At 70.6% G+C, this 3,884-nt stretch carries 5 protein-coding genes; 4 read left to right on the top strand and 1 reads right to left on the bottom strand.

What is annotated here, in order from left to right:
- Both UK23_RS39455 and UK23_RS39450 read left to right on the top strand, forming a co-directional pair.
- Positions 1–798, top strand: a 798-nt coding sequence (locus UK23_RS39455) for a phosphotransferase family protein (RefSeq protein WP_045316907.1), incomplete at its 5' end; no start/stop codon positions are given.
- 1 nt (position 799) lies between these two features.
- Positions 800–2,005 (top strand): acyl-CoA dehydrogenase family protein, encoded by a 1,206-nt coding sequence (locus tag UK23_RS39450; RefSeq protein ID WP_045316906.1) that lies wholly within the window; start codon positions 800–802, stop codon positions 2,003–2,005.
- A 56-nt stretch (positions 2,006–2,061) separates the two neighbouring features.
- Here the strand turns inward: UK23_RS39450 and UK23_RS39445 are convergent, their stop codons facing one another.
- Complete coding sequence (locus UK23_RS39445) at positions 2,062–2,640, bottom strand: HSP18 transcriptional regulator (RefSeq protein ID WP_156213715.1); 579 nt, start codon at positions 2,638–2,640, stop codon at positions 2,062–2,064.
- Between the two features lie 67 nt (positions 2,641–2,707).
- Between UK23_RS39445 and UK23_RS39440 the strand changes: the two genes are divergently transcribed.
- Positions 2,708–3,139, top strand: a complete 432-nt coding sequence (locus UK23_RS39440; RefSeq protein WP_045316904.1) for an Hsp20/alpha crystallin family protein — start codon at positions 2,708–2,710, stop codon at positions 3,137–3,139.
- Positions 3,140–3,144: 5 nt separating this feature from the next.
- Positions 3,145–3,858 (top strand): poly-gamma-glutamate hydrolase family protein, encoded by a 714-nt coding sequence (locus UK23_RS39435; RefSeq protein ID WP_045316903.1) that lies wholly within the window; start codon positions 3,145–3,147, stop codon positions 3,856–3,858.
- Positions 3,859–3,884: the final 26 nt, after the last annotated feature.

The following is a 3,884-nucleotide window of genomic DNA, read 5'->3' as shown; positions in this document are numbered from 1 at the left end:
GCCCTGGAGTCCACGTCGGTGCCGGTGCCGCACGCGCACCAGCTCGTCGAGGACACCTCCGTGATCGGCGCGCCGTTCTACCTGATGTCGGAGATGCCCGGCGCGGCCCTGCGCGAACGCAAGCAGTGCCCGTGGCTCAACTCCGAGAAGGCCACCGTGCTCTCGCGCAAGCTCGTCGACGTGCTCGCCGACCTGCACTCCGTCGCCCCCGACGCGGTCGGCCTCGGCGACTTCGGACGCCCGGAAGGGTTCCTGGCCCGGCAGGTGAAGCGGTGGGGCAAACAGCTCGACGCCTCCCGCAGCCGCGACCTGCCCGGCATCGACGAACTGCGCGCCAAGCTCGCCGACACCGTCCCCGACTCGAAGCGCGTGGCGATCATCCACGGCGACTACCGCCTCGACAACGCGCTGGTCACCGACTCGCCGCTGCGGATCAGCGCCGTGCTGGACTGGGAGATGGCCACCCTCGGCGACCCGCTCGCGGACCTGGGTTTGCTGTACGTCTACTGGCAGGGCCTCGGCGTCGACAACGACCCGATCACCGGCAGCGTCCCGTCGATGCCCGGTTTCCTGTCCGCCGACGAGCTCGTCGCCCGCTACACCGCCCGCACCGGCACCGACACCTCCGGTCTCGGCTGGTACATCGCCTTCGGCTACTTCAAGCTCGCCGTGATCGTCGAGGGCATCCACTTCCGCTTCGCCAGCGGCAAAACCGTCGGCGCCGGCTTCGAGAAGCTCGGCGCGTTCACCGTTCCCCTCGTGCGACAGGGACTCGCCGCCGCCCACAAGGAGCTCTGACATGGACTTCGCCTACGACGCCAAGACCGAGGAACTGCGCTCGAAACTGCTCGCCTTCATGGATGAGCACGTCTACCCGGCCGAGGCCGTGCTCGAGCAGCAGCTGCACGACGCCGCCGACCCGTGGGAACGCCAGCCGGTCCTGGAGACCCTCAAGGCCGAGGCCCGCGCGCAGGGCCTGTGGAACCTCTTCCACCCCGAGCACAGCGACGGCCTGACGAACCTGCAGTACGCGCCGCTCGCCGAGATCACCGGCCGCAGCCCGCACCTCGCCCCCGAGGCGCTCAACTGCGCCGCCCCGGACACCGGCAACATGGAGGTGCTGACCATGTTCGGCACCGACGAGCAGAAGAAGCAGTGGCTCCAGCCGTTGCTCGATGGCGAGATCCGCTCCGCGTTTTGCATGACCGAGCCCGACGTGGCCTCCTCGGACGCCACCAACATCGCGACCCGCATCGAACGCGACGGCGACGACTACGTGATCAACGGCCGCAAGTGGTGGTCGTCCGGCGCCATGAACCCCAACTGCGCCATCTTCATCGTGATGGGCAAGACCGACCCCGACGCCGACCGGCACCGCCAGCAGTCGCAGATCCTCGTCCCGCGCGACACCCCCGGCATCACCGTCAAGCGCGCCATGAGCGTCTTCGGCTACCAGGACTACGCCCACGGCGGCCACGCCGAGATCGTCTTCGAGAACGTGCGCGTCCCGGCCTCGAACCTGATCGCCGGCGAGGGCGAGGGCTTCGCGATCGCCCAGGCCCGCCTCGGCCCCGGCCGCATCCACCACTGCATGCGCCTGATCGGCATGGCCGAGCGCGCCCTCGAGCTGATGTGCCGCCGCGCCTCGTCGCGCGTCGCGTTCGGCAAGCCCATCGCCGCCCAGGGCGTCGTGCACGAGTGGATCGCCGAGTCCCGCGTCCGCATCGAACAGGCCCGCCTGCTCGTGCTCAAGACCGCGTGGCTGATGGACACCGTCGGCAACAAGGGCGCCCACACCGAGATCCAGGCCATCAAGATCGGCACCCCGCTGATGACCGAATGGGTCCTCGACAAGGCCATCCAGGCCCACGGCGGCGGAGGCGTCAGCCAGGACTTCCCGCTCGCCGAACTGTGGGCCGCCACCCGCACCCTGCGCATCGCCGACGGCCCCGACGAGGTCCACCGCATGTCGCTGGCCAAGCGAGAGCTCAAGAAGTACCTGTAATGCCGCACGCGGGGGCCTTTCGTACTGCGTGACCGTACGAAAGGCCCCCGCGTACTTCACTGACCGGCGCGGCGGTTGTGCGCGTCTGTGCGCAGCCGATCCGTTTCCGCCCCGATCCGCGCGATCTGCTCCGCGAGCCCCGGATGCCCCGCCCGCAACGCCGGCCCGGCCTCCGTCAGCGGCCCGAGCAGCCCCGCCGCGTCCTCCCCGCCGAGCGCCTGCTGCACCGCGTCCGAGTGCGGCCCGACCCGCGCGGCCAGCATCCGCAGCACCGCGGCGTTGTCCCGCGCCCACGCCGCCACGGCCTTGTCACCCGCACGCCGGTCCCGCTCGGCCCGCACCCGCTCGTCCTTGGTGCCGGTCTCCTCGGTCCGCCGCACCCGCAGGTACCGCTTCTCCGCCGCCTGACGACTGGCCACGCCCAGCGCCGGGGCGAGATCGGCCCAGCTCGTGCCCAGGGCCCGCGCCGCCTCGATCAGCTGCGGCTCCCACCCGGACAGCTCGTCGCGCAGTTCCCGCAGCAGCATCAGCGCGGCCAGAACCTGCGTGGCGTCACCGGGGGAGGCGGCCGTGTCGCGCACTGTCTCGTAGTCACTCGTCATGTCGTCCTTCCGATGACGCTCGGCACTTGTCATCGTTCCGACGACATGATACAACAGAGGCACAGCGCATTGACAGGCCAGAAGAACGAGGAGGAGTCAGATGTTGATGCGTACCGACCCGTTCCGTGAGCTGGACCGGCTGACCCAGCAGGTGTTCGGCACTCCGGGCACGTGGTCACGTCCCACGGCGATGCCGATGGACGCCTACCGCGACGGCGACGAGTTCGTCGTGTGCTTCGACCTGCCCGGCGTGACCCCGGACGCGATCGAGCTCGACGTCGAGCGCAACGTGCTCACCGTCAAGGCCGAGCGCCGGCCGATCGGCAAGGACGTCGAGATGCAGGTGTCGGAACGGCCGCTGGGCGCCTTCTCGCGCCAGCTGTTCCTCGGCGACACCCTCGACACCGACCGCATCGACGCCAAGTACGACGCGGGCGTGCTGACGCTGCGCATCCCCATCGCGGAACGCGCGAAGCCCCGCAAGATCGCGATCGGTTCGGGCGAGGACGCGCCCAAGCAGATCGACGCCTGATCCACATGGCGGGCGGCGGCCGACCGGGGGATGCCAGCGTCTACGCGTCCAACTCCGACCTCTACGCCGATCCCCGACTGGTGGAACGGGTGGACTACCGGCGTCGCTTCAAGCGCCACCGGCCCCGCACCCCGTCGGTCGTCCTCGCCCCGCACGGCGGCGGCATCGAGATCGGCACCTCGGAACTCTGCCTCGCCATCGCGGGCTACCACCCAGGCACACGGGTGCCGATCGGCCAGACCCACGACTACTGGATGTTCGAGGGCCTGCGGCCGGCCGCCAACGACGAGCTGCACGTCACCTCGTCCAACTGCGACGACCGCGTGGCCCGCACCCTCGTCACCGGCGCCTCGCACGCACTGGGCCTGCACGGCTGCACCGCCGCCGCGGCGGGCCTCGAGGACCACGACCGCGCCGTGCTCGTCGGCGGCCGCGACGCGCTGCTGCGCCTGGAACTGCTGACCAGGCTGCGCCGCGCCGGCTTCCACACCATCGACGCCGTCGACCACCCGATACTGGGCGGCTACGACCGCGCCAACATCGCCAACCGCACCCGCGGAAGGCAGGGCGGTCAGCTCGAGCTCACCACACCGCTGCGCAACGCGATGTTCGCCGAGAACACCCGCCCGAACCGCCGGCACACCACCACCGAGGTGTTCTGGGACTTCGTGCACGCCTGCCGCGCCGCGCTCGCCGCCCGCGAAGCCCTCAACAACTAGCGGCGCGTCTCGGAACGTTGGCGAGG

Source organism: Lentzea aerocolonigenes, from assembly GCF_000955955.1.
GTDB lineage: Bacteria > Actinomycetota > Actinomycetes > Mycobacteriales > Pseudonocardiaceae > Lentzea > Lentzea aerocolonigenes_A.
Note: the sequence above shows the minus strand (reverse complement) of the source record. Positions and strands in the feature narration are given on the sequence as shown.

Coding starts and splice junctions, on each gene's coding strand:
- UK23_RS39435 (WP_045316903.1), top strand. CDS start 3,145: ATGGCGGGCGGCGGCCGACCGGGGGATGCCAGCGTCTACGCGTCCAAC.
- UK23_RS39450 (WP_045316906.1), top strand. CDS start 800: ATGGACTTCGCCTACGACGCCAAGACCGAGGAACTGCGCTCGAAACTG.
- UK23_RS39440 (WP_045316904.1), top strand. CDS start 2,708: ATGTTGATGCGTACCGACCCGTTCCGTGAGCTGGACCGGCTGACCCAG.
- UK23_RS39445 (WP_156213715.1), bottom strand. CDS start 2,640: ATGACAAGTGCCGAGCGTCATCGGAAGGACGACATGACGAGTGACTAC.